Below are 22,152 nucleotides of genomic sequence, written 5' to 3'. Positions count from 1 at the left end.
ATCCGGCCTGGAGGCGCGGGGCGGCCCCGCCGCGCACCGCACCACCTCAGGCGGTGACGTCCAGGGCCTCGGCGACCAGCGCCTCCAGGACGGTGCGGACACCGGGACGGACCGCACGGTCCAGGCGCACCAGCGCCTCGATGCGGCGACCGGCTCGCACGTCCGCGAGTTCGGCCAGGTGGAAGCGTCCCGGCGCGCGGGTCCCCGAGGTGTACCGCGGCACGAGCGCGACACCGTGGCCCGCGGCGACCAGGTTCTCGATCACGGGCAGGTGGACCGTGCGGAACCCCACGCTCGGCGGGGTGTCCGTCGCGGTGGCCATCGCCGTGAGCACCCGGTCGATCGGGTAGCCCACCGGCACGCCGATCCACTCCTCGCGGACGACGTCGTCGATGCGCACCCGTGCTCGTGTCGCCAGCCGGTGCCCGAGCGGGAGCGCGACGTCGAGCGGTTCGCGCAGGAGCGGCACGGTCTCGAGCGCTGCCCGACCGGCCGGCGGTGCCCCGTCCGGCCGGTGCCCGATGACGACGTCGTGGTCGGCCGCGAGCGGTCCGAACTCGTCCTCGCTGACGTCCACGTCGACGAGCACGAGCTCGATCCCGGGGTGCTCACGCATCCGGGTGCAGGAGCCCGGGCAGCAGGAGTTCCGCCGCGGACGGGAAGACCGCCAGGTCGACGCAGCCGGTGGCACCTCCGAGGTGCTCTCGCCAGGCGGCGTCGACCTGCGCGATCGCCGTCGCCACACCACCCGCGAGCCCCGCGAGGACGCGCCCATCCTCCGTCAACCGGACCCCGCGGCCGACGCGCTCGACCAGGGCCACACCGACCTGGCGCTGCAGGGTCTGGAGTTGTTGTGAGACGGCGCTCGGCGTCCGGTGCGTGGCAGCCGCTACGGCGGTGACGCTGCCGCGCTCGCCCAGTTCGCGGAGGACGGCGAGCAGCTGGACGTCGAAGTCGACCATGCAGGGAGGCTACAACGTCGGTGGAGCACTCTGCGCTGGTGCTGCACGGTCCTGGTGCGGCACGCTCGTCGTGTGCTCCCCCGTGATCGTCTCCTCGCCGTGGTCGTCGCCGTCGTCTGGGGGCTGAACTTCCCCGCGACGGCGATCGCGCTCGAGCACTTCCCGCCGTTCCTCCTCGCCGCGATCCGGTTCACGCTGCTGGCGGTACCGACCGTGCTGCTCGTACCACGGCCGCGGATCCCGCTGGGGTGGCTGCTGCTCGTCGGCTTCGGACTCGGGGTGCTGCAGTTCGCGTTCCTGTACCTCGGCATGGCCGCCGGGCTGCCGTCCGGGCTCGCCTCGCTCGTGCTGCAGGCCTCGGCGCCGTTCACGGTCGTGCTCGCCGGGGTGTTCCTGCGCGAACGCCTCACCGGTCGGCAGGTGATCGGCGTGACGATCGCGGTGTGCGCCCTCGCGGCCATCGCGGTGCACCGGGCGCAGGCGGCGGCGCTCCTGCCGGTCGTGCTGGCCCTGTGCGGTGCTCTCGGCTGGGCGATCGGCAACGTCGCGACCCGGCGTGCGGGGGCGTCCAACCCGCTGCACCTGACGCTGTGGTGGTCGATCGTGCCGCCGGTCCCGATGGCCGTGCTGTCGTTCGTCGTCGAGGGACCGGACCGGATCGGGCAGGCGCTCGGAACGGCGTTCACGGCGGCGGCGCTGCCCTCGGACCTCGGGCTGCTCTACATCGTGCTGGTCGCCACCCTCGTCGGCTACGGCATCTGGTCGCGGCTGATGGCGGCGTACCCGTCGAGCACCGTGGCGCCGTTCTCGATGCTCGTACCGGTCGTCGGGGTGCTCGCCTCGTGGCTGGCCTTCGGCGAGGTGCCGGACCTGGTCGAGATCGTCGCGGGCGTGGTCGTCGTGGCGGCGGTGCTCTGGTCGTCCCGCCCGCCCCGCCCCGCTCGTCCCGCAGGCGCCGGCGCCGCGACGCCGGTCCCGGCCCCGTCGAGGGAGCAGGAATCGTCGGGTGCGCCGGGCCGGGCGACGATTCCTGCTCCCCGACGACCCGACGGCCACGCCCGTGACGCCCGTGACGCCCGTGACGCCCACGACGCCCGCAGCGACCCCCGCGCCCGCGCTCAGCCCCGGTGCTGGCGACGCTCCGCGATGATCCCGGCGAGCGCCCCGCGCAGGTGCGGGTACCGGAACTCGTAGCCCGCCTCGACCAACCGCGTCGGCACGACCCACCGGCTCTTCAGCACGAGCTCGGTCTCGGTGCGGATCGCGAACGACCCGATCTCGAGCATCCACCGCCACGTCGGGATCCCGAAGCGGCGCCCGACGGCGTCGCGGATGGTCGCCATCACGGTCCGGTTGTCCGAGGGGTTCGGGCTCGACACGTTGACGGCACCGTCGAGGTCGTCGTGGTCGCGGACGAACCGGATCGCCCCGAGCACGTCGGCGATGTGCACCCAGCTGAAGCGCTGCCGACCGTGCGTGGGCCGATGGTGGTGGTACGTGCCGGCGCGGAGCCGGGAGCGCGTCGGCACCCACGGCCCGTCGTACTGCGGCCCGCCGAGGCCGGCCTGCGCGAGCCGGAGGAGCGGCAGCAGGGCGCTGCCGTCGCCGAACACGATCGCCATCCGGAGCGCCACACGACGGGTGCCGGGCAGGTCGGCGCCGAAGAAGGCGTCCTCCCACGCTCGGGCCACGGAGACCGAGAACCCCTCGCCGATCTCGCCGGTGGTCTCGTCCTGCGGGCGGTCGTCGGCGTGCCGGTAGATCGTCGCGGTCGAGGCGTTCATCCACAGCGGCGTCGGGTGCTCCGACGTCCGGATGGCCTCGGCGAGCTCGAGCGTGGTGTCCACCCGTGAGCGCATGATCTCGGCACGGTTGCGTCGGCCGTAGCGGCAGTTGACGCTCTTGCCCGCCATGTTCACGACCATGGCGGCACCGTCGACGAGTTCCCGGATGCGCAGGGTGTTGCCCCACACCGCGTCGCCGGTCCGGCCGATGGTGACGACCCGGTAGCCCTCTGCCGCGAAGGCGTCCCGCAGGTACCGCCCCACGAAGCCGCTCGCTCCCGCGATCACGACGCGGCCCTTCTCGTCGCTCATCTCATCCCCGTTCTGTGTCCGGCGCGATCTCGTACCGGAACGCCCCCTCGTACCGGTACAGCGTGCCGACCACCGGCGCCGAGAGCACCAGGGACACGCGCTGCCGGTCCGCTTCGTCATCGAATCGTTCCACGAGCGTCACACGCGGTGCGATGACGGCCGGGAGGCGCACCTCGCGACCCAGCGCACGGAACGTCACGCGCGTGGAGACCAGGCGCAGGGCGCCCGCGTCCGGACCGGTCCCGTCGACCTCCGTCCGCAGGAGCGCGCTGACGCGCCCACGGCGACCGAGGTGGTCGACCAGCCCGTCCGGTTCGGCGGTGATGGCGTCCACCATCGTGCGGGCTCCCGAGCGGAACCGGAAGGTGCGGTGCGCGCGGACGGCGACCTGCGCCTCCAGGCCGGTGGATCCCCGGCGGACGTGAGCCGGGCGGTTCTCGACGGTGAAGGGCACGTCCTGTTCCCACACCGGGAACATGACGGCGTCGCGCGCGAACCAGGCGAGGACCGGCCAGAGCCACCGGCGGGGCGTGCCGACCACGGTGAAGACGCCCTCGCCGCGGCCGACGTGGCCGGGCGGGACGGCAGCGAAGTACATCCGGAGCCGCGGGTGCAGGCGGGCCAGCACGTCGGGCGGGGTGCTCAGCTCGTAGGGCGACCGGCTCACGGTCCCGATCCTGGCATGTCGACGGGCCGGAAACCTACGATGGTGGCATGGGACACGACCACGGAGCGGTGCACGCGCACGGGCACGCGTCGGAGCGCGCGCTGCTCATCGCGTTCTGCATCTCCGCGGGCATCCTGCTCGCCGAGGTCGTCGGTGCCGTCGTCACCGGGTCGCTCGCCCTGCTGGTCGACGCGGGGCACATGGTCGTCGACACCGGTGGGCTCGGGATCGGTCTCGTCGCCACGCGGCTCGCACGGCGCAGCCCGACCGCGCAGCGCACGTGGGGGTTCCAGCGGGCCGAGGTGCTCGGTGCCACCGCGCAGGCCGCGATCCTGCTCGCCGTCGGGGTCTACGTCATCATCTCCGCGGTGCAGCGGCTGGTCGTGCCGGAGGAGATCCACTCCGGGCCACTGCTGGTGTTCGGGATCATCGGGCTCGTCGGCAACCTGGTGGCGTACGGGGTGCTGCTGCGGGCCTCCGGCGAGACCTTCACGTCGCGGGCCGCGCGGCTCGAGGTCCTCAACGACACGCTCGGCTCCGTCGCGGTGATCGGCGCTGCGATCGTCCTGATGACGACCGGGTGGGAGCGGGCCGACTCGATCGCCGCGATCCTGATCGGGCTGCTCATCCTGCCGCGGGCGATCCGGCTGCTGCGCGAGACCGCGAACGTGCTGCTCGAGTCGACGCCGCCCGGGCTCGACCTCGACGCCGTGCGTGGGCACATCCTCGAGCTCGACCACGTCATCGCCGTGCACGACCTGCACGCGACCCTGGTGGCCACCGGCGTGCCGAACCTGACGGCGCACGTCGTGGTGGACGACCACTGCTTCTCGACCGCGCACGCTCCCCGGATCCTCGACGCGCTGCAGCAGTGCGTGGCGGAGCACTTCGACGTTCCCGTGGAGCACTCGACGTTCCAGCTCGAGCCGGTGTCGCACCGGCGGCACGAGCACGAGGTGCACGCGTAGGCGGTTGCCGCGGGGGTGCGGCGGCGCGGGGTGCGGGTGCCGGGTGCGGGTTGTGCGTGGCGCGGGCCGCGGGTGCGGTTCGGTGTGCGCGCATCTTCCGACATTGCGCCAGACGATCGACGCGTGGAACGTCGGAACATGTACACGCATCAGATGCGCGTGCAGGATTCGACACGGCACCAGTCGATCGACAGGTGGAACGTCGGAACGTGCACACGCATGCGTCACCCGAGACCGGGTTGGGCGCGCGGGCTCCTCAGCAGCCGTCGTCGCGCGTGGGGTAGGCCGTGATGACGCGCTCGGTGGTGGCCGACACGATGACCTTCACGAAGGGCTCCGCGTCCGGGCGCGATCCGTCGTCGAACCGCACTGGCGCGGCGTAGCAGACCTTGCCGTCGCCGGCGTCCTGCGGGTACCCCGTACGCGGTGTCTCGAGCACGGTGCGCACGGCGGTGAGCATGGCGTCGTCCCAGTCCCGCGAGCCGTGGCCCGTTACGACGTCGTCCCAGTCCTGGGTGTGGCGGACGCGGATGTGCTCGTAGCCCTGCCCCGAGTTGCCGCACTGCAGCACGACTGCTCCGAGCGCGGCGGTGTCGTAGCGGGCGACCGCCGTCCGACTGTCGGCGCCACAGCGGTCGAGGACGTCCCCGCCGGGCAGGTCCGGCCCGGCGACCGTGATCGTCACCGTGCCGTCGGCACTGGTGCCGTTCCCCGCGGTGGCGCTCGGCGTCACGGTCGCTGCCGCCGCCGCCGATCACCGGGTCGTCGGCGCTGCGCTGCGCGGTGAGCGCGAGGCCTCCGGCGACGAGGCCGGCCGCCAGGACGGCGGCGACCCCCGCGACGACGGAACGGCTGCGCTTCTGGGACACGCGCCCAGTATGCCGGACGGGCACCGTGCCTCCAGGCCCGCGGGCGCACTCGTGAGGGAACAGAAATCGTCGGGTCCGGAGTGCGGACCCGACGATTTCTGCTCCCTCGACGGGGCGACGACGCGACGACGCGACGGGGCGACGACGGGGCGACGACGCGACGGGACTGGCGCGACGGGGCTGCCGCTACGCCCGGGCGGCCAGGCGCGTCCCCGCGACGAGGGCGAGCACCACCACGAACACCACGTAGGCCAGCAGCACCGGCAGCGTGGGGAGCACGAGCAGCGCGGCACCGACGGCCACGACCGGCACGGTCAGGCCGGCGTAGGCGATGAGGAACGTCGCTGCGAGGACGCCACCACGGTGTTCCGGTCCGACCAGGGACGCAGCGCGCGAGATCGACGCCTTGAAGAGCAGCCCGACGCCGGCGCCGGCGACGACCCCGCCACCGATGAAGCCGGCGACCTGCAGCAGCACGGCCGCGACCGCCAGGACCCCGAGCCCACCGACGAGCAGCACCAGACCCAGGCGGATCTGCGCCCGCTGCGACATCCGGGCGAACACGATCTGCGACACGGCGCTGGCTGCGAAGACGCCGAAGGTCGTCGCTCCCGCTGCCAGGCGGTCGGTCACGTGGAACGTCGTCCCGAGGAAGCTCGGCGCGACCGAGGTGAACAGGCCCTGCACGGCGAGCGCGGCGAACGCGGCGATGCCGGCGGCCCAGAACGCACCCGACTGACCCTCCGGTGCCTGCAGCCGCTGCGGCCGGTAGGCGACCCGCGAGGACGGACGGTCGACCGTCTCGGGGACGGCCAGGACGAGGACGAACGCGAGGGTCAGCGCGACGACGAACACGACGTAGGGGACCATCAGGGGCTGCCCGACGAACTCGGCGAGGGCTCCACCGACGAGCGCCCCGAGGGACAGCCCGCCGAGGTTGACGGCACCTGCTGCGACTTGCTCGCGCCGGCGGCCGAGGACGACGACTCCGGTCGCACGCACCCGCAGTTCCCCGAGGTGCGCGGTCGCGGTCGCCGTCAGGAGTCCGACGCCCAGGCCGGTCACGAGCCGCGCGACGATGAGGCCGCTGACGTCGTTCCAGACCAGGAACAGGACCGCGGCGACCAGCTCGAGCGCGATCGACACGAGGATGAGCGGCCGGCGTCCGTGCACGTCGCTGAGGTGTCCGGCGAGGAACAGCGCACCGACGACTCCGACGCCGTAGGCCGCGAACACCACGGTGGTCGTGAAGGTCGGGAAACCGTCACGTGCCTGGTAGATCACGTAGAGGGGGGCCGGCACGGTCGCGAAGGCCATCACCGAGAGGAACGCGAAGGCGACGGCCCAGAAGCCGAAGCCGTGGCGACGCCGTGTGTGGGCACGGCGTCCGCGGGGAGCGACGACACGGTCGCTCGCGGATGCCGGAGCGGCGACGGCCGGCGCGGCGGTGGTGGCGGGGACGGTGCCCGTCGGGTTCTCGGTGACGGTTGACATGCTCCGATGATCCTGCTGGAGGGGCATCGATTCCAACGGATGCTCTTGATGTCGACCATCGATGCGGTCGATACTCAGACGATGGAGACCCGGCTGCTCGAACAGTTCGTCACCGTTGCGACCGAGGGCAGCGTCACCCGTGCCGCCGAGCGGCTCTGGGCTGCGCAGTCCACCGTGTCGGCGGGCATCGCCTCGCTCGAACGGAGCTTCGGGGTCCGGCTCTTCGACCGGACGGGCCGCCATCTCGTGCTCACCGCGGCCGGCGAGGACCTCCTCCCCCACGCCCGCGCCGTGCTCGAGTCCCTCGACCGGATGCGCGACCTCGCGACCGCGGAGGACGCCGACCTCCGCGGCCGGGTCCGGCTCGGCATCTTCACGAGCATGGACATCGTGGACCTCACGGGGGTGCTCCGCCGGTTCCGCCAGAGCCACCCGCTCGTGACCGTCGAGCTGATGACCTCGCCGTCGGGCACCACCGGCTTGGTGCAGGACCTGGTGGCCGGCCGGCTCGACATCGCCTACACCGGGCTGCCCGGGGTCCCGAGCGGCGTTGACGTGCAGCCGCTGCGGGAGATGCCGTTCCGGGTCTTCCTGGCGTCCGACCACCGGCTCGCGGACCGGACTGCGGTCTCGCTCGCCGAACTCGCCGACGAGCCCTTCATCGACACGGCGCACGGCTTCGGCAACCGGATCATCCTCGACACCGCACTCGAACGGCTCGGGATCCGGCGCCGCATCGTCGCGGAGATGAACGACATGCCCGCGGTCATCCGGTTCGCGTCGGCCGGCCTCGGGGTCGGGGTCGTGCCGGACTCCGGGGTGCGGCACGACGGTGCGGTGCTCGAACTCGAGGACGAGGTGGAGCCCCTCCGCATCGGCCTCGCGATGCGCACGAGTCCGGAGCCGACCCGCGCGGTGCGCGCGCTGGCACGCGACATCGTCGCGGCACGCGTCGTCGACTGACGGTCGCCCTGGGCGCGACCCACCGACGGACTGGAGGCGCGGGTCGTCCCCGCCACGCGCCTCCAGGCCGTCAGTCCCCCCAGATCGTCTCGCTCAACGAACCCAGCAGGTTGTCGGTCGGGACGTTGGTCTGGTCGATGACGATCCACGTGGAGCCGCGGAAGTAGAAGGTGTACGCTTCTCGACGCCGTACCCCTCCACCGTCGCGCGCGACTGGCAGAAGGTGCCGGGGCCGCGTGTCTCGCAGGTGCCCCCGCCGTCGAAGTCCGGGAAGCGCCGCACGGCCTGCCAGCTGCGCGTCCGATCCAGTTCCGATCTGGATCGAGATGCCGGAGATGTCCGCGCGCGGGTCCCGCCAGAGGCACGAGATCGACGTCGGACCGAGGTCGGAGTCGGGCGCGTCGACACCCGGGGTCGTCTCGGTCACGGGTGTCTCGCCGAACAGCCGGTCGTAGTCCGGGGCGGGAACGACGGAGCGGCAGTCGGTGGGGATGGTCGCGACCGTGTTCCGCGGCGGCGTGGGCCGCGGCGTCGGGCTCGCCGTGATCGGGGCGGACGTCGGCGCGGTCGCCGGACGGAGCCGGCTCGGGCTCCTGCGTCTGCACCGGCGAGGCGACCGGCTCGTCCTGCTGCGAGAGCGTCAGCGCGACGGCCCCCGTCGCGGTGCCCACGGCGAGGAGCGCGACGACGCCGATCACCAGGCCGGAGCGACCACGACGTCGCTTCGGACGCGGTGCGGCACGGTCGAGGACGTTCCGCTTCATCGAGACGAGCATGCGCCGCAGCTCGTCTCCCTCGGGAGGTTCAGTGTTCATCGTGCATCACCGCCTTCTTGAGTCGACGTCGGTTGCGGAGACCCGCTGGGTGACCGCGCCCACGCTCAGCCCGAGGATCTCGGCTGCCTCGGCGTAGGAGTGCCCCTCGAGGAGGCACAGTTCACAGATACGGCGGTCGGTCTCGGGGAGCGCGGCGATCTCGGCGCGGACCCAGCGGAGCCGTTCACGGGCTTCGTCGTGGTCCTCCGGGGCCGCGAGGTGTTCCGGCAGCTCGTCGCTCCGGTGCTTGGCGCGCTTCCGCCCGGCGTTCAGGGCGTGGTTGCGGCAGACGACCAGCAGCCACGGCAGCATCGTGTCCGCCGGCAGTTCGAGCGTCGCCGCACGCTGCCAGAGGGTCAGGAACGAGTCCTGCACGATCTCCTCGACCTCCATGCGGTCGGTCGGCGATCGCCCAGGCGTAGCGGGTGAGGGTGGCGGCGTAGCGGTCGAACGCGCGGGCGAGCGCGCCCTTGTCGCCCTGTGCCATCGCACGGACGATGGCCTCGTCCGTCTCCGTCGTCACGTCCACATCCCACCTCCTTCACCCAGAGGTGTCGGCAGGACGCGCGATCCTGACAGGACCGTGTCGGAATCGTGACCGCCGGGCGTGTCGGGCGGGCGGCGGGTCGCGGGGGGGCTTGGTCGTTTCGGGCGTACCTGGTCGTTCCGGGCGTACCTGGTCGGAAGTTCCGGGTCAGTACGCCCGTTTCGACCAGGTACTCCGGCTAGGCGTCGAGCAGGTGTGCGATGCCGGCGACCGAGCGCTTCGCCGCCGCCGACGTCGACACGAAGCCGACGACGACGATGCCCGCACCGATGCCGAGCACGATCCACCACATCGGGTGCGTCGCCACGGCGAACCCGGCACCCACGGTCGCGACGGCACTCGCACCCGTCACCGTCCCCGCGAGCGCGACGCCGAGCGACACCCTCGGTCTGCCGGCTCGTCGAGGCCACGGCCGCAGCCGACCCGGACTGCGCGCGGGGCATCCCCGGAGACGGCGGTGTTCGTGATCGGGGCGTTCACCATGCCGAAGCCGAAGCCGAACAGCACGAAGGCGACGACGAGCACCCACATCGGGGTGTGCGCGTCGATCGTGGTGAGGATCGCCCCGGCCCCGCCGACACCGATCCCCGCGAGCACCAGCGGGACCCGGGTGCCGACCGACCCGACGAGCCGTCCGGACACCGGCGACACGACCATCGTCGCGACGGCGGCGGGCAGGGTCCAGAGGCCCGCCTCGAACGGCGACATGCCCCGGACCTCCTGCAGGTACAGGGCGTTGAGGAACAGGAAGGCACCGTTCGCCCCGAACGCCACGATCGCGGTGACGACGGCGGACGAGAACGGGATACTCCGGAAGAACCGGACGTCGACGAGCGGCTGTGCGCGACGGCGTTCGACGGCGACGAAGACGACGAGGGACGCGGCCGCCACGACGAAGAGGCCGAGCGCCGCCGGCGAGGTCCAGCCGAGGCGCGGCCCCTCGATGAGGCCGCCGACGAGGGTCGCGAGGAGCACGATGACGAGCACCTGCCCGAGCGGGTCGAGCCGCCGCGGCGTCGGGGACTTCGACTCGGGGACGAACAGGAAGGTCAGGACGATCGCCGCGATGCCGATCGGCACGTTGATCCAGAAGATCGCGCGCCAGCCGACGGAATCCGTCAGCGCGCCGCCGACGAGCGGGCCGAGGCCCATCGACACCCCGACGACGGCGCCCCAGACGCCGACCGCTCGGGCCCGTTCCTTCGCGTCGTCGAACGTGGCGGTGATGATCGACATCGCGACCGGGTTCATCATCGAGCCGCCGACCGCCTGGAGCATCCGGAAGACGACGAGCCAGCCGACGCTCGGGGCCAGGGAGCAGAGCAGCGACCCGACCGTGAAGAGCGCGAGGCCGATCTGGAACGTCCTGCGACGCCCGATGCGGTCCGCGGTGGAGCCGGAGAGCAGAGCAGGCTGGCGAGCACGAGCGTGTACGCGTCGATCGTCCACGCAGGCCGGAGATGGTGCTGCCGAGTTCACGGCCGATCGACGGCAGCGCGACGTTCACCACGGTGGCGTCCATCGACACGATGAACAGGCTCATGCAGCAGACCGCGAGGATCAGGTACCGGTGCCGGTACCGCCCCGGCGGTCCGGGTCGCCCTGCTCCGGACGGCGCGACGGCAGCGTGCAGGGCGCTGCCCGACTCGGTGGAAGTCGTCGCCGTCTCCTTCACCGGGGTCTTGTGACCGCCGAGCATGTCGTTGTCGTCCTGGTCGCTGGTCGAGGCCAGCTGCAGCATCGCGAGGACCACCACGACGACGATGAACGCGATACCGAGGAAGATCACGGCGAGCTGGAGCTCGCGGGTCGAGAACAGCACGACGAGCCCGGTGAAGACCGCGACGATCGCGGAGATCCCGAGGAGCTCGACCGGGCGCAGGCGGTCGCGGCGGCTGGGGGTGGTCATGCGTGTGGTGCTCCGTCCGGGGCGGCGGCCGGTACGGCCGTTCTCCCACTTGTGCGAGAGGCCGGCGATCACGTGGAAGACCGCCGTGATGGCGAGGTACGCGCCGAGCAGACCGACGAGGACGATCGAGGCGTCCAGTACACCGGAGACCCGCTCGACACCGCCGAGCTGCTGCGAGTAGTCGGGGGGCGTCACGAGGAAGGCGACGGCGAGCAGCAGCGTGAGACCGCCGATCGTCGTCCAGTCGCGGGCGAAGGGCGACCGGCGGCGGGCGCGCAGGCCCTGGGAGAGTTCGAGCGCCCCGGTGAGGACGGCCCAGGCGACGATGACGCTGATGAACGCCGGCAGCCCGAGGCCGTTCAGTGCGAAGCCGGCGACCGCGGCGAGCAGCGTGATCACGGCCTGCACGAGGGTGGTCCGACGCGATCGGTCGTCAGCCGGCAGCCGTGTGGCGCCCGCGAGGAGCAGCACGAGCCCGTCGACGACCGCGAACCCGCCGAACAGCAGCAGGCCGTAGCCGGCGGCGTGGTTGGACGAGAAGGTGATGACGAGGGCCACGATCGCGGCTGGGACGGCCCGGAGGACGGGGATCGGCCAGTACCGCGCGCGCTGGCCGGAGTCGTCCACGGAGTCGGACACGAGACCTCTTTCGGGCATGCGGATCGTGGTTCGATCCTACCGCCGGAGCATCGGGCAGCCGACCGCTCGCGCAGTCCGGCCGCTGAGGATGCTCGAACCAGCGGTGCACGGTGCACCGCGGTCCGAGCACCCTCGGCGGGTCGGCAACCCCGATCAGTGTGCGTCGGTCGGTGCCCCGTGTGCGCCGTCCGGCCCGCTGCGTGACCGAACACGCCGCCGCGCCAGGCCACCAGCAGGCACCGCCAGCCGCGACCGCGACCCCGCCGACGGCTGCGAGCAGACCGAGGTCCTCGGCGCCGGTGTAGGCCAGTGCGCCCGTCCGACCCGGCCCGCCGCCCGCCTCTCCGTCGCCGCGGTCTGCGGGTGCGCCGTCGCCCGAACCGCCGTCACCGCCGTCGTCCGGTCCACCGTCACCCGGGCCGCCGTCGTCCGGTCCACCGTCGTCGGGGCCGCCGTCGTCGGGCCCGCCGTCGTCGGGCCCGCCGTCGTCGGGCCCACCCTCGTCCGGCACGAGGACCTCGATCACCACGGCCGGCGAGGGATCACCGCCGTCGGGGTCGGTCGGCGAGGTCGCGGTCGCGACGTTCACCACGTCCGAGCCGTCGCCCTGGTACTCCGGGTCGAGCACCGCCCGGATCCGGAAGGCCGTCGACTCCCCGGCGGCGAGCGTCAGGCCGGACGCGCACGTCACGACCTGTCCGGCCGCCGTGCACCCGTCCTCCGAGCCCGCGAACCGCATCGCCGCGGGGAGTTCGTCGACCGCGCCGACGTCCTGTGCAACGGCCGGACCGCGGTTCCGCGCGGTGACGAGGTACTCCACCTCGTCACCCGGTGCGACGTCCGTCGACGGTGCGACGGACTTGTCGGTCTCGACGTGCGCCTCGGGCGCAGGGCCGATCTCGACCACGGCGCTGGCGGTCGAGACGTTGTCGACCTCGTTCACGTCGGCCATCGACGGCGCCGGGGCGATCTGGGCGACGCTGTCGAGCGTGCCGGACGCGTCGTCGGGGAGCGTGCCCGTGATCGTCACGGTCGCGGCACCACCGCGTGGCAGGTCGACCGGCGTCTGCACGTCGCCCGTGCCCGACGCGGATCCGCACGCCGTGCGATCGCCGTCGGTCGGCGCGCAGGTCCAGCGGACGTCCCGCAGGGCATCGGGCACGTCGACCTCGAGCGCACTCGGTGCCGACGGGTTCACCCCGACGTTCCGGGCGGTGGCCGCGTACTCGACCGGTCCCCCGGCGGTGACCGTCGGCGGCATGTCGTGCGTCACTGCGAGGTCGGCCGGCTGCCAGACCCGCAGGGCGTCGACCTCGTGGACGTTCACGTGCGAACCGGTGGCCCCGGCGAACCCGAGCCGGAGCGTGTCCGGCAGCGGAGCCTGCCCGGCGCCGTGGAGCGGCACGCGCTCGAGGACCGGCCGGAGCCCGCCGCCGGCGTCCATCCGCACGGTGACGAAGAGCTCGCCGGCGTCGCCCGGCTGCGGGTCACGCGGACCGTCCGGGTCCGGGGGCCGTCGGTGGCGGTGCCGCCGGGAGCCCGTGCACCCTCGACGTACCGGTACCCGGTGACCCCGTCGCCCGATCCGCGCACCACGACGAACTGCTCCTGGGGGCCGGGGCCGGACTGGTTCAGCGGCAGGGAGAAGTTGCCGTAGTGGTCGAGGGCGATGCCGGCGAACCCGCCAGGCATGCCGGGGAGGTCGCACGGCACACCACCACCCTGGTTGGCGCTGGACCGGCAGGCGTAGCCGAGCGCCGCGCCGTACGCACCGACGCCCTGGGGTGCCGCACCGTCCGCGAGGGACAGCAGCAACCCGTCGGCCCCCGGGTCGCCGACGTCGTTGTGCATCGCGTACTGGAACTCGATCTCGAGCCCGCGGTCGGAGGGGAACGTGTCGTCGGTCGACCACGATCCGGCCTGCTTCCCGACGGCGTCGGTCAGGCGCAGACGTCCGCCGACCAGCTCGGCGTCACCGCTCAGGGAGCCGCCGTCGGCCGAGTCGAACTGGTCGACGTAGGGGAAGCCGAGCTCGGCGGCGCTGGACGTGGCGGGGGTGAGCGCGGGGGCGGCGAGGACGCCGAGCGCGGTGAGGACGGTGGCGACCGCGGCCGTGCGCCGAACCGTGCGTGACCGGGGCGGGCGGACGGCCCGTCGCTGGGGTGTTGGGTTCTCTCATGCCCCGATCGTCGCGATCGAGGGGTGCCCCGCAGGCGGACGCGGGCCGATCTGTGGAACGGTGCCCCGTGCCTCCCGGCTGTGGAGGAACCGGCTCCCGGACCGTCCAGCCGACCGCGCGCACGCACCGGCAGCCGACCGCGCGCACGCACCGCCAGCCGAGCGCGCACGCGCACCGACCGCCGACCGCGCGGTCACGCGCCGGCGCTCAGGCGAGCCAGACCGTGGTCTCCCCGGCAGGACGCCGTCAGCGAGCGGACCGGATGCGACGAGGACCGTGCCGGACGGCATCGGGACCGGGTCGACGCCGAAGTTCGTGACCGACCGCCAGCCGTCGTGCCGGGCGAACGCGACCACGCGGGAACGCGCACCCGAACCGCCGTCCGCGTCGATCCAGCTGAGCGCCTCGCCCTGCTGCAACCGCCGCCGGGCGGCGATCGCGGTCCGGTAGAAGGTCAACGTCGACGCGGGGTCGCCGTCCTCCGCCTCGACCGACGACGCCCCGAAGTCCGCGGGCTGCGGCAGGTGCGGGGCCACCGAGCCGAACCCGAAGGACGGCCCCGAGGTGGTCCACGGGATCGGCACCCGGCAGCCGTCCCGACCCTTCACCGTGTGTCCCGTCCGGAGCCACTTCGGGTCCTGCAGCTGGTCGTGCGGGATGGCCGCCGCCTCCTGCAGCCCGAGCTCCTCGCCCTGGTAGACGTACGACGAACCGGGCAGTGCGAGCACGAGCAGGGTCGCTGCCCGCGCCCGCCGGAGCCCCCGCTCCGCGTCGAGCGCGGGCACGGTGCCGTCGCTCATCAGCCACGCGTCGGTGTCCGCGCCGGTCGGCAGGCCGTAGCGGGTGGCGTGCCGCACGACGTCGTGGTTGGACAGCACCCACGTGCTCGACGCCCCGGACTGCTCCGACATCGCCAGGTTCCGCTGGATGATGCCGCGGAAGGCCGCGGCGTCGAACGGCGCTTCGAGCAGGTCGAAGTTGAACGCCTGGCCGAGTTCGGTGGGCCGGGCGTAGAGGACGCGCCGCGGTGCGGGCGCCCAGGCCTCGGCCACGGCGGCTCGTGGCGGGTCGTACTCGTCGAGCACCGTGCGCCACGTGGCGAAGATCTCGTGCACCTCGTCGCGGTCGTACAGCGGGTCGGAGCCGTCGAGCGGCAGCGCCTTCTCGTCCGAGGGGCGGTACGGCGTCGACAGGTCCTTCGCGAGCCCGTGCGCGACGTCCACGCGGAACCCGTCGACCCCGCGGTCGGACCAGAAGCGGAGGGTGCGTTCGAAGTCCTCGCGGACCTCCGGGTTCTCCCAGTCGAGGTCGGGCTGCTCGGGCGCGAAGAGGTGCAGGTACCACTGACCCCCAGCGCCGCCCGCGCCGCCGACCGCGCCGCCACCGGCGCCGCCCGCGCCGCCCACCCCGTCGGGCACGCGGGTCCACGCGCTGCCGCCGAAGTTCGGAGACCCAGTCGCTCGGTGGCAGGGCACCGTCGGGGCCGGCGCCGTCGCGGAAGACGTACCGTGCCCGTTCCGGCGATCCGGGCGGCGAGGCCAGGGCGGCCCGGAACCACTCGTGCTGGTCCGAGGGTGTGGTTCGGCACGATGTCGACGATGACCCGGATGTCGTGCTGGTGCGCCGTCCGGACCAGGACGTCGAGCTCCTCGAGCGTCCCGAGCTTGGGGTCGACGTCGCGGTAGTCGGCGACGTCGTAGCCCCCGTCGGCCAGCGGCGAGGGAAGAACGGCGACAACCAGATCGCGTCGACACCGAGTTCGGCCAGGTACGGCACCCGCGTCGTGATCCCGGCGACGTCGCCGAGCCCGTCGCCGTTCGTGTCGGCGAAGCTGCGTGGGTAGACCTGGTAGACGACGGCGTCGCGCCACCAGTCCGGGTCGGTGGTGCGGGGCGTGCTGGCTGGCGTGCGGAGCGGGCTCACCTCGTCAACCTACCGACGGCCCGCTGAGTCGGGAACAGCTGTCGGCAACAGCCGTCGGGAATAGCGGCTGGGCCCATCGCATTGGTTGTTGCTGACACCTTTCCGTCGCAGAACAGAAGGATCCCCATGACGCACGTCCTCACCCTCGTCGGCAGCCTCCGCGCCGAGTCGATCAACCGCAAGCTCGCCGAGGCGGCCGACCACCACGCCCCGGAGGGCATCGAGCTCACCACGTTCGACGGCATCGTCGACCTGCCGTTCTACAACGAGGACATCGACGGCGAGACCCCGCCGGCCTCCGCCGTCGCGTTCCGTGCGGCGATCGACGCCGCCGACGCCGTGCTGCTCATCACGCCGGAGTACAACGGCACGATCCCGGCCGTTCTGAAGAACGCCCTCGACTGGGCATCGCGTCCGTTCGGCGCCTCCCCCATCTCGGGCAAGCCCCTCGCCGTCATCGGGTCGGCCTTCGGCCAGTACGGCGGCGTCTGGGCGCACGACGACGCGCGGAAGGCCGCCGGCATCGCGGGCGCGAAGGTCCTCCAGGACGTCAAGGTCGCCATCCCGCAGTCGGTCGTCCGGTTCGCGGAGACCCACCCGCGTGAGGACGCCGAGGTCACGCAGCTCGTGCAGGGTGCGCTGACGGCGCTCGCCGAGGCCGCCTCCGACGAGCAGGTCGCCGCGTAGGGCGCGTCACGTCACGCGAGCAGTCGACGGACTGGAGGCACGGTGCGGGCCCGCACCGTGCCTCCAGTCCGTCCTGCGGCGCCGTCCTGACGGGTGGCCGTGAGATTCCTAGACGGCCTAGCGACGAGCCGGGCTACCCTGAACGCCATGTCCACGCAGGAGATCACGGCAGCGTCCGGGTACTGGTTCCCCGACGACGACGCCACCCAGCGCGGGGTCACCGTCCTCAACGCCCTGCGCCGGTACCGCGCCGCCGAGACGGCCATGCGACGGCGCACCCGCGACTCGATGGGGATGGGTGAGACCGACCTGCTCGCCGTCCGCTTCCTGCTGCAGTCGCAGCGCGCCGGCCGAGCGGTCAGCCCGAAGGACCTCGCCGCCTACCTCAAGATCTCGTCGGCGTCGACGACGATCCTGATCGACCGGCTCGTGAAGTCGAACCACGTCCGCCGCGACCCGCACCCGACCGACCGCCGCGCGCTCGTCATCACCCCGACGACGGAGACGGACGACGAGGTCCGCGCCACCCTCGGCCGTCATGCACCGCCGGATGATGTCGATCGCCGAGGGGCTCTCCCCCGACGACGCCCGGGTCGTCGCGGTGTTCCTCGAGCAGATGCGCACCGCCGTCGACCAGGTCGATCCCGCGCCCGCTGCCACGCACTGAGCACCACCGAGCGACGCCGCGGGGGACGGTCCTCTGAGCGGACGTCCTGCCGCACCGCGTAGACCGGACTGGTACTGGTCACCCAATGCGGAAGGAGCCGATCATGCACGCATCGGACAAGCTCGCCAAGAACCTCCAGGCGGTCCTCGTGGACCTCATCGACCTGCACCTCCAGGGCAAGCAGGCCCACTGGAACATCCTCGGGACCAACTTCCGGGACCTCCACCTCCAGCTCGACGAGATCGTCGACGCGGCTCGTGAGTTCGCGGACGACACCGCGGAGCGCATGCGCGCGCTCTACGCCGTGCCGGACGGCCGGTCCAGCACCGTCGCCGCGCAGAGCCACCTCGACCAGTTCCCGGACGGCGAGGTCACCACGCACGACGCGATCGACCTCGTGACGCTCCGCCTCTACCAGGCGACCGGCACCATGCGCGACGTCCACGACGAGGTCGACGAAGAAGACCCGACGACCGCCGACCTGCTGCACGGCTTCATCGAGCGCCTCGAGCAGCTCGCGTGGATGGTCTCCGCCGAGAACCGCGCCCCCAGCACGCCGCTCGCGTCGGCCACCACCCCGGCCGGTCGCGGACGCCTCGGCACACGCGTAGGAGCCGCATGGACCTCGGGATCCAGGGTCGGACCGCGCTCGTCTTCGGCGGTGACTCAGGCATCGGCTGGAACACCGCACGCATCCTCCTGGCAGAGGGTGCGACGGTCGTGGTCACCGACATCGACCAGGCGCGCCTCGACAACAGCGCCGACCAGCTCGACGCGGCGCCCGGACGGCTCCACGCCTTCGCGGCGGACGTCCGGAGCGCCGAGAGCCTGGCGGACCTGCACACGAAGGTCCGTGACGCGGTCGGTGAGATCGACATCCTGGTGCAGTCCTCGGGCGTCACCGGCGCCCAGGGGATGTTCCACGAGATCGACGAGGACGGCTGGAAGGAGACGATCGACATCGACCTGATGGGGCCGGTCCGCATCACGCGCGAGTTCATCGCCGACCTGCGGAACGGCGGCTGGGGTCGCATCGTCTACCTCGTCTCCGAGGATGCCTCGCAGCCCTACGACGACGAGCTCCCCTACTGCGCCGCCAAGGCCGGGGTCCTGTCGTTCGCGAAGGGGCTGTCGCGCTCGTACGCCTCCGAGGGACTGCTCGTCAACACGGTGAGTCCCGCGTTCATCCACACGCCGATGACCGACGCCATGATGGACAAGCGCGCCAAGCAGCTCGGCACGTCCTTCGACCAGGCCATCGAGTCGTTCCTCGACGAGGAGCGTCCGTACATGGAGCTGCACCGCCGGGGCGAGCCGGAAGAGGTCGCGAACGTCGTCGCGTTCCTCTGCTCCGACCTGGCGAGCTTCGTCAACGGGTCCAACTACCGGGTCGACTCCGGTTCCGTCGCCACGATCTAGGGAGATCCATGACCGACTTCCGGTACCTCGTCGTCGGCGGCGGGATGGTCGCCGACGCGGCCGCGCGCGGCGTCCGTGAGCTCGACGCGGACGGCTCCATCGGCATCATCAGCGAGGACGTCGACCGTCCCTACGCCCGTCCTGCGCTGTCGAAGAAGCTCTGGACCGACCCGGACTTCAGCTGGGACGAGAAGGTCGACCTGCACACCGAGGAGACCGGGGCGACGTTCGTCCTGGGTACCGCGGTGACGGCGATCGACCGCGACGCGAAGACGGTCACGACCAGCGACGGCGACACGTTCGGCTACGACCGTCTGCTCCTCGCCACGGGCGGCAAGCCGCGTGGCCTGCCGGGGCTCGACCCGTCACCGCGCGTGCTCGACTACCGCAGCGCCACGGACTACCGCCGGCTGCGTGAACTCGCCGAGGCCGGCGCCCACGTGGCCGTCGTCGGCGGGAGCTACATCGGGACCGAGATCGCGGCGGGCATCGTGCAGAACGGCGCACGCGTCACGCTGGTCGACCCCGACCAGGTGGTCGGCGGCCGGATGTTCCCGAACGGCCTCGCCCGGGCGTTCCAGCAGCGGTTCGTCGACCACGGGGTCGAACTCCGGACGGGCCGCCGGGTGGAGTCGGGGACCCAGACCGACGACGGCGTCACGCTGACGCTCGACGACGGGTCCACGGTCGAGGCCGACGCCGTCGTGGTCGGGCTCGGCATCGAACCGGCGACGCAGCTCGCCGCCGACGCCGGGCTCACCGTCCGCGACGGCATCGTCGTCTCCTCGACCCTGCTGACGGACGACGACTCGGTCTTCGCCGCCGGCGACGTCGCCGAGTACCCGGACCGGATCCTCGGGACGCGACGGGTCGAGCACGTCGACAACGCCCAGCAACAGGGACGGCAGGCCGGCCGCAACCTCGCGGACGCCGACGAGACCTACGACCACACGCCGATGTTCTACTCGGACGTCTTCGACATGGGCTACGAGGCGGTCGGGCAGGTCACGACGAAGCTGCGCCCGGTCGAGGACTGGCAGGAGCCGAACGTCACCGGCGTCGTCTACTACCTGGACGACGACGACACGGTGCGCGGGGTCCTGCTCTGGAACGTCTGGGACAAGACCGACGAGGCCCGCAAGGTCCTCGCCGAGGCGAACGCGTTGACGGTCGACATGCTGCGGGGCCGCATCACGGCCTGACGACGCGACTGCCTGGAGGCCCGGCGCCGGTTCCGAGAACCGGCACCGGGCCTCCAGTGCGTCGCGACCAGGGCGTCCGCTCAGCCGGCCTTGCGGGATTCGGGGGCGACCTCGTCGACGACCCGTCGGCGATCCGCCGGGTCGACCGGCAGGTCGTCGCCGTCCGCCATCGCAACCGCGTGGGCGGACTTGGCCGCCTCGAGCGTCTCGTCGTCGTTTCGCGCCATGCCGAACAGCTCGACGAACCGCGACTTCACGAGCAGCCAGGCGTCCTTCGGGCCGAGCCGCGCGAGGTCCGAGGACGTCGAGTCGTCACGGACGCGCTGCAACGAGGACACGCCGCGGTCGGGCAGTGCGCCGTCGACGTGGGCGACGGCCAGGCGTGCGACGGCGTCCGCCTGGGCGTGCATGACCGAGTGCGCTCCGTCGACGACCTCGCGGAGGACCGCGTAGGGGAAGACCCGGGCCAGCCGACGGACCCAGTCGCGCGGCACCATCGCGTCGTGCTCGCCCCGCACGATCAGCGTGCGCGCCTGCACGTGGGCCGCGCGCTCCTCGATCGGGAACGCGATCATCCGGGGCAGCACCTTCGAGAACCAGTGCCACCCGCACAGCGCGTAGGCCGTGATGCCGTGCCACCGCACCGCTGCCGGCTCGTGCAGCGTCGACCGGAGGAACCGGAACGCCGACTGGCGGACCGTCCGGGCCTTCGAGTCGACGACCGGGCTGATGAGCACGAGGTCGGAGATGTCCGGGCGACGGGCCGCGACCTCGGTGACCACCTGTGTGCCCATCGAGTGGCCGATCAGCACCGGGTCGACGAGCCCGAGGTCGGCGATGACCTTCTCGACCGCGTCCGCGTAGCGCTCGATCGACACCTTCCCACGGAAGCGCGGGACCCCGGCGAACCCGGGCAGGTCGAGTGCGTGCACCGGGCCGTTCTCGTTGAGGTGCGGGGCGAGCCGCTCGTAGTACGTGGCGGCGATCCCGAGGCCGGCGACCAGCAGGAACGCCCGCTCACCCGGCTCGCCGATGGAACTCACCCGGACGTAGGTGCCGTCGACGGCGACCCGGTCGACCTCGACGGTGACGTCGGCGTCCTGCGCTGCGGCGAGGTGGCTCGCCGGGTCCGGGGTGGCTGCCGTGTGCTCGTCGTTCACGTGGACTCCTCGGGTCGGGCGGTCGCCCAGGATACCCGCGGCGCTCGTCGAGGCGCCCGCCCCGCCCCGTCAGCCGCTGAAGGTGTTCGCGGGGAAGCCGTGCACGCGGGTCGGGACCGCGAGGACCGCACCCGACTGCGGCGACTGCTCGAGCTGCTCCTCGGTCAGGTTCTCGCGCGCCGTCCCGACGAACAACGTCGACATGCCCGGACCGCCGAACGCCACCGAGGTCACGTTCGGCGCGGGCAGCTCGACGGTCTCGAGGTGCGAACCGTCCGGGCCGTACCGCTCCACCTTGCCGCTGCCGTAGACCGCGCTCCAGAAGCAGCCCTCGTCGTCGCGCACCAGGCCGTCGTGCGCTGCCCCGACGATGAACGGCTCGAGTTCGCCGAGCTCGCCGTCGGGTCCGTAGGAGGCGCGGTAGACCGTCGACGCGCTCGTGTCCGTCACGTACATCACGGTGCCGTCGTCCGACCACTCGATGCCGTTCGTGACGCCGAACCCGCCGCGGAGCAGCCGCGTGGTGCCGTCCGCCTCGACGGAGTACAGCGCCGCGTCGGGCCCCCGTGGTGACGTTCATGCTGCCCACCAGGAAGCGGCCGAACGGGTCGCACTTGCCCTCGTTGAAGCGCATGCCGTCCATCGCGTGCTCGACCCGGGCGATCTCCCGCTCGACGGCGCCGTCCGGCTCGGTGACCACGATCGTGTCGCCGAGCGCCGCGACGAAGCCGCCACCGGCGCGGGGCTGGAAGCTCGCGAGCGGCGGGGGCAGGGGCACGCTGGACAGGATCGTGCCGTGTGCGTCCGCGGTGTTCAGGGTCCCGAGCGTGATGTCCGTCCACCGGAGTCGCTCGGACGCGGGGTCCCACACGATGCTCTCGGCGAGCACGGCCCGGGCGTCGGAGAACACGGTCGCGGGCCCGGTCGTCGCACTGCTCATCAGCCCGGTCTACCGGCGTCGGCTCCGTGCTCCCTCAGGCCGGGCG

The 22,152-nt window shown here is 72.6% G+C and carries 23 protein-coding genes and 3 pseudogenes; 10 read left to right on the top strand and 16 right to left on the bottom strand.

Features of this window, described 5'->3' with window-relative positions; all coding sequences use genetic code 11:
- Positions 1–46: 46 nt before the first annotated feature.
- Positions 47–616: a LysR family transcriptional regulator substrate-binding protein gene (locus ACZ8AI_RS00270; protein ID WP_464855633.1), complete on the bottom strand. Its 570-nt coding sequence runs from the start codon at positions 614–616 to the stop codon at positions 47–49.
- A complete protein-coding gene (locus tag ACZ8AI_RS00265) occupies positions 609–962 on the bottom strand; it encodes a LysR family transcriptional regulator (RefSeq protein WP_464855631.1) in 354 nt (117 codons plus the stop codon). Before ACZ8AI_RS00265 ends, ACZ8AI_RS00270 begins: the two co-directional genes overlap by 8 nt.
- A 54-nt stretch (positions 963–1,016) precedes the next feature.
- On the opposite strand from ACZ8AI_RS00265, the gene ACZ8AI_RS00260 reads away from it, so the two are divergent.
- Positions 1,017–2,156: an EamA family transporter gene (locus ACZ8AI_RS00260; RefSeq protein ID WP_464855629.1), complete on the top strand. Its 1,140-nt coding sequence runs from the start codon at positions 1,017–1,019 to the stop codon at positions 2,154–2,156.
- Here ACZ8AI_RS00260 and ACZ8AI_RS00255 read toward each other — a convergent pair.
- Positions 2,081–3,058 carry an epimerase gene (locus ACZ8AI_RS00255; protein WP_464855627.1) on the bottom strand — a complete coding sequence of 326 codons (978 nt, stop codon included), beginning with the start codon at positions 3,056–3,058 and terminating at the stop codon, positions 2,081–2,083. The two genes, ACZ8AI_RS00260 and ACZ8AI_RS00255, sit on opposite strands and share 76 nt — an antisense overlap.
- 1 nt (position 3,059) lies before the next feature.
- A complete protein-coding gene (locus ACZ8AI_RS00250) occupies positions 3,060–3,725 on the bottom strand; it encodes a DUF4166 domain-containing protein (RefSeq protein ID WP_464855625.1) in 666 nt (221 codons plus the stop codon).
- A gap of 47 nt (positions 3,726–3,772) precedes the next feature.
- Here ACZ8AI_RS00250 and ACZ8AI_RS00245 point away from each other — a divergent pair, with 47 nt between their 5' ends.
- A complete protein-coding gene (locus ACZ8AI_RS00245) occupies positions 3,773–4,693 on the top strand; it encodes a cation diffusion facilitator family transporter (RefSeq protein WP_464855623.1) in 921 nt (306 codons plus the stop codon).
- Positions 4,694–4,949: 256 nt separating this feature from the next.
- On the opposite strand, the gene ACZ8AI_RS00240 is transcribed toward ACZ8AI_RS00245, so the two are convergent.
- Both ACZ8AI_RS00240 and ACZ8AI_RS00235 read right to left on the bottom strand, forming a co-directional pair.
- Positions 4,950–5,426, bottom strand: a complete 477-nt coding sequence (locus ACZ8AI_RS00240) for a hypothetical protein (protein ID WP_464855621.1) — start codon at positions 5,424–5,426, stop codon at positions 4,950–4,952.
- A gap of 322 nt (positions 5,427–5,748) precedes the next feature.
- Positions 5,749–7,056, bottom strand: coding sequence for an MFS transporter (locus ACZ8AI_RS00235; protein ID WP_464855619.1), 1,308 nt, complete (start codon positions 7,054–7,056; stop codon positions 5,749–5,751).
- A gap of 81 nt (positions 7,057–7,137) precedes the next feature.
- Between ACZ8AI_RS00235 and ACZ8AI_RS00230 the strand changes: the two genes are divergently transcribed.
- Positions 7,138–8,019, top strand: a complete 882-nt coding sequence (locus ACZ8AI_RS00230) for a LysR family transcriptional regulator (protein WP_071293252.1) — start codon at positions 7,138–7,140, stop codon at positions 8,017–8,019.
- A gap of 70 nt (positions 8,020–8,089) precedes the next feature.
- Here ACZ8AI_RS00230 and ACZ8AI_RS00225 read toward each other — a convergent pair whose 3' ends face one another.
- The gene (locus tag ACZ8AI_RS00225) at positions 8,090–8,446 is read right to left on the bottom strand and encodes a hypothetical protein (protein ID WP_464855616.1); all 357 of its coding nucleotides are present in this window, start codon (positions 8,444–8,446) and stop codon (positions 8,090–8,092) included.
- 76 nt (positions 8,447–8,522) lie between these two features.
- On the opposite strand from ACZ8AI_RS00225, the gene ACZ8AI_RS00220 reads away from it, so the two are divergent.
- The gene (locus ACZ8AI_RS00220; protein WP_464855614.1) at positions 8,523–8,855 is read left to right on the top strand and encodes a hypothetical protein; all 333 of its coding nucleotides are present in this window, start codon (positions 8,523–8,525) and stop codon (positions 8,853–8,855) included.
- Here the strand turns inward: ACZ8AI_RS00220 and ACZ8AI_RS00215 are convergent.
- From ACZ8AI_RS00215 to ACZ8AI_RS00205, 3 genes are all read right to left on the bottom strand, one after another.
- Positions 8,841–9,227, bottom strand: a complete 387-nt coding sequence (locus ACZ8AI_RS00215; RefSeq protein ID WP_464855612.1) for an RNA polymerase sigma factor — start codon at positions 9,225–9,227, stop codon at positions 8,841–8,843. The two genes, ACZ8AI_RS00220 and ACZ8AI_RS00215, sit on opposite strands and share 15 nt — an antisense overlap.
- A 332-nt stretch (positions 9,228–9,559) precedes the next feature.
- A complete protein-coding gene (locus ACZ8AI_RS00210; protein WP_464855610.1) occupies positions 9,560–9,733 on the bottom strand; it encodes a hypothetical protein in 174 nt (57 codons plus the stop codon).
- Positions 9,730–10,830, bottom strand: coding sequence for a DHA2 family efflux MFS transporter permease subunit (locus ACZ8AI_RS00205; protein WP_464855608.1), 1,101 nt, complete (start codon positions 10,828–10,830; stop codon positions 9,730–9,732). Before ACZ8AI_RS00205 ends, ACZ8AI_RS00210 begins: the two co-directional genes overlap by 4 nt.
- Before the next feature lie 11 nt (positions 10,831–10,841).
- Here ACZ8AI_RS00205 and ACZ8AI_RS00200 point away from each other — a divergent pair, with 11 nt between their 5' ends.
- Entirely contained in the window at positions 10,842–11,069 is a 228-nt protein-coding gene (locus ACZ8AI_RS00200; RefSeq protein ID WP_464855606.1) for a hypothetical protein, read from the top strand.
- Between the two features lie 654 nt (positions 11,070–11,723).
- Here the strand turns inward: ACZ8AI_RS00200 and ACZ8AI_RS00195 are convergent.
- The 4 genes and pseudogenes from ACZ8AI_RS00195 to ACZ8AI_RS00180 all read right to left on the bottom strand — a co-directional run bounded on the left by ACZ8AI_RS00195 (position 11,724) and on the right by ACZ8AI_RS00180 (position 16,031).
- Positions 11,724–12,881, bottom strand: coding sequence for a hypothetical protein (locus ACZ8AI_RS00195; protein ID WP_464856324.1), 1,158 nt, complete (start codon positions 12,879–12,881; stop codon positions 11,724–11,726).
- Between the two features lie 371 nt (positions 12,882–13,252).
- Positions 13,253–13,780, bottom strand: coding sequence for a hypothetical protein (locus ACZ8AI_RS00190; protein ID WP_464855604.1), 528 nt, complete (start codon positions 13,778–13,780; stop codon positions 13,253–13,255).
- Between the two features lie 121 nt (positions 13,781–13,901).
- The gene (locus ACZ8AI_RS00185) at positions 13,902–14,108 is read right to left on the bottom strand and encodes a hypothetical protein (RefSeq protein WP_464855602.1); all 207 of its coding nucleotides are present in this window, start codon (positions 14,106–14,108) and stop codon (positions 13,902–13,904) included.
- Between the two features lie 207 nt (positions 14,109–14,315).
- Positions 14,316–16,031: pseudogene (locus ACZ8AI_RS00180) on the bottom strand (glycoside hydrolase family 13 protein).
- Between the two features lie 126 nt (positions 16,032–16,157).
- Here ACZ8AI_RS00180 and ACZ8AI_RS00175 point away from each other — a divergent pair.
- From ACZ8AI_RS00175 to ACZ8AI_RS00155, 5 genes and pseudogenes are all read left to right on the top strand, one after another.
- The gene (locus tag ACZ8AI_RS00175; RefSeq protein WP_071293259.1) at positions 16,158–16,718 is read left to right on the top strand and encodes an NADPH-dependent FMN reductase; all 561 of its coding nucleotides are present in this window, start codon (positions 16,158–16,160) and stop codon (positions 16,716–16,718) included.
- Between the two features lie 147 nt (positions 16,719–16,865).
- Entirely contained in the window at positions 16,866–17,447 is a 582-nt protein-coding gene (locus tag ACZ8AI_RS00170) for a MarR family transcriptional regulator (RefSeq protein WP_464855599.1), read from the top strand.
- Between the two features lie 41 nt (positions 17,448–17,488).
- Positions 17,489–17,956 (top strand): annotated as a pseudogene (locus ACZ8AI_RS00165) (Dps family protein); the annotation flags it as partial.
- A gap of 47 nt (positions 17,957–18,003) precedes the next feature.
- Positions 18,004–18,804: an SDR family NAD(P)-dependent oxidoreductase gene (locus ACZ8AI_RS00160; protein WP_464856322.1), complete on the top strand. Its 801-nt coding sequence runs from the start codon at positions 18,004–18,006 to the stop codon at positions 18,802–18,804.
- Positions 18,805–18,812: 8 nt separating this feature from the next.
- Entirely contained in the window at positions 18,813–20,006 is a 1,194-nt protein-coding gene (locus tag ACZ8AI_RS00155) for an NAD(P)/FAD-dependent oxidoreductase (RefSeq protein ID WP_464855597.1), read from the top strand.
- An 80-nt stretch (positions 20,007–20,086) separates the two neighbouring features.
- Here the strand turns inward: ACZ8AI_RS00155 and ACZ8AI_RS00150 are convergent, their stop codons facing one another.
- Both ACZ8AI_RS00150 and ACZ8AI_RS00145 read right to left on the bottom strand, forming a co-directional pair.
- On the bottom strand, positions 20,087–21,166 hold the full coding sequence (locus ACZ8AI_RS00150; protein WP_071293263.1) for an alpha/beta fold hydrolase: 1,080 nt from the start codon (positions 21,164–21,166) through the stop codon (positions 20,087–20,089).
- 69 nt (positions 21,167–21,235) lie between these two features.
- Positions 21,236–22,106 (bottom strand): annotated as a pseudogene (locus ACZ8AI_RS00145) (SMP-30/gluconolactonase/LRE family protein).
- Between the last annotated feature and the right edge of the window lie 46 nt (positions 22,107–22,152).

Source organism: Curtobacterium sp. AC273 (assembly GCF_979253735.1).
The sequence above is the reverse complement of the archived record's forward strand: the minus strand, read 5'-3'. Positions and strand labels throughout refer to the sequence as shown.

What these genes read in the sequence shown, in the direction of transcription:
- ACZ8AI_RS00255 (WP_464855627.1), bottom strand. Translation starts at nt 3,058, where the DNA reads ATGAGCGACGAGAAGGGCCGCGTCGTGATCGCGGGAGCGAGCGGCTTC.
- ACZ8AI_RS00170 (WP_464855599.1), top strand. Translation starts at nt 16,866, where the DNA reads ATGTCCACGCAGGAGATCACGGCAGCGTCCGGGTACTGGTTCCCCGAC.
- ACZ8AI_RS00235 (WP_464855619.1), bottom strand. Translation starts at nt 7,056, where the DNA reads ATGTCAACCGTCACCGAGAACCCGACGGGCACCGTCCCCGCCACCACC.
- ACZ8AI_RS00265 (WP_464855631.1), bottom strand. Translation starts at nt 962, where the DNA reads ATGGTCGACTTCGACGTCCAGCTGCTCGCCGTCCTCCGCGAACTGGGC.
- ACZ8AI_RS00160 (WP_464856322.1), top strand. Translation starts at nt 18,004, where the DNA reads ATGGACCTCGGGATCCAGGGTCGGACCGCGCTCGTCTTCGGCGGTGAC.
- ACZ8AI_RS00195 (WP_464856324.1), bottom strand. Translation starts at nt 12,881, where the DNA reads ATGGCCGACGTGAACGAGGTCGACAACGTCTCGACCGCCAGCGCCGTG.
- ACZ8AI_RS00270 (WP_464855633.1), bottom strand. Translation starts at nt 616, where the DNA reads ATGCGTGAGCACCCCGGGATCGAGCTCGTGCTCGTCGACGTGGACGTC.
- ACZ8AI_RS00215 (WP_464855612.1), bottom strand. Translation starts at nt 9,227, where the DNA reads ATGGAGGTCGAGGAGATCGTGCAGGACTCGTTCCTGACCCTCTGGCAG.
- ACZ8AI_RS00185 (WP_464855602.1), bottom strand. Translation starts at nt 14,108, where the DNA reads ATGAGAGAACCCAACACCCCAGCGACGGGCCGTCCGCCCGCCCCGGTC.
- ACZ8AI_RS00190 (WP_464855604.1), bottom strand. Translation starts at nt 13,780, where the DNA reads ATGCACAACGACGTCGGCGACCCGGGGGCCGACGGGTTGCTGCTGTCC.
- ACZ8AI_RS00200 (WP_464855606.1), top strand. Translation starts at nt 10,842, where the DNA reads ATGGTGCTGCCGAGTTCACGGCCGATCGACGGCAGCGCGACGTTCACC.
- ACZ8AI_RS00245 (WP_464855623.1), top strand. Translation starts at nt 3,773, where the DNA reads ATGGGACACGACCACGGAGCGGTGCACGCGCACGGGCACGCGTCGGAG.
- ACZ8AI_RS00155 (WP_464855597.1), top strand. Translation starts at nt 18,813, where the DNA reads ATGACCGACTTCCGGTACCTCGTCGTCGGCGGCGGGATGGTCGCCGAC.
- ACZ8AI_RS00175 (WP_071293259.1), top strand. Translation starts at nt 16,158, where the DNA reads ATGACGCACGTCCTCACCCTCGTCGGCAGCCTCCGCGCCGAGTCGATC.
- ACZ8AI_RS00230 (WP_071293252.1), top strand. Translation starts at nt 7,138, where the DNA reads ATGGAGACCCGGCTGCTCGAACAGTTCGTCACCGTTGCGACCGAGGGC.